The organism is Rhodanobacter thiooxydans LCS2 (assembly GCF_000264375.1).
Taxonomy (GTDB): domain Bacteria; phylum Pseudomonadota; class Gammaproteobacteria; order Xanthomonadales; family Rhodanobacteraceae; genus Rhodanobacter; species Rhodanobacter thiooxydans.
Window position 1 is genome coordinate 1 of record NZ_AJXW01000209.1, and the last position, 584, is coordinate 584.

Genomic DNA, 584 nt, shown 5'->3' on the forward strand with positions numbered 1-584 from the left:
TTCCTGCTGCTATGGCATTTACTATGTTGTTTATTTCAGTTTGAATACCAGCGAGTTGGTCAGTAAATGTTTTTATATCACGATTTATTTCTTCGACCTGTGAAGCAGCATATTCAGATATTTTTGCAACAAGTCGTTCTATAGCCTCTGGCGAGAATACATTTTTCTCAAGGTGCTCTATAACAATATTTTCCACATAATTTTTATTAATTGCTTTCATGTCGCAAGTTTTCGTTCTTTTACGGGTAGAACATTCATAACTGACATACAGATCTTTATTTCTGCCAGCATATTTCCTTGTGCCGGTCATGGCACCACCGCATTTACCGCAGAAAATTAATCCAGATAAAAGATATATTTCTTTTGCTGAATTTGCCCCCTTCTTATTCTTTTCCATACGTCTTTGCACCGCCTCCCATATTTCATCAGATATTATTCGTGGCATACCACCTTCAATCCTGATGATTTCATCCTCACTTTTACTTTTGTGATGATTCCTTTTTCCATTAATTTTCCGTTCAGTACGATTAAAAATGTAAACCCCTCTATATTTCTCGTTTTTGAGTATGTCATGAATACTATTC

The 584-nt window shown here is 35.4% G+C and carries 1 protein-coding gene; it reads right to left on the reverse strand.

Features of this window, described 5'->3' with window-relative positions; all coding sequences use genetic code 11:
- Positions 1–584 (reverse strand): recombinase family protein (locus UUA_RS19170; RefSeq protein WP_193385150.1); only part of this gene is annotated, 584 nt, incomplete at both ends.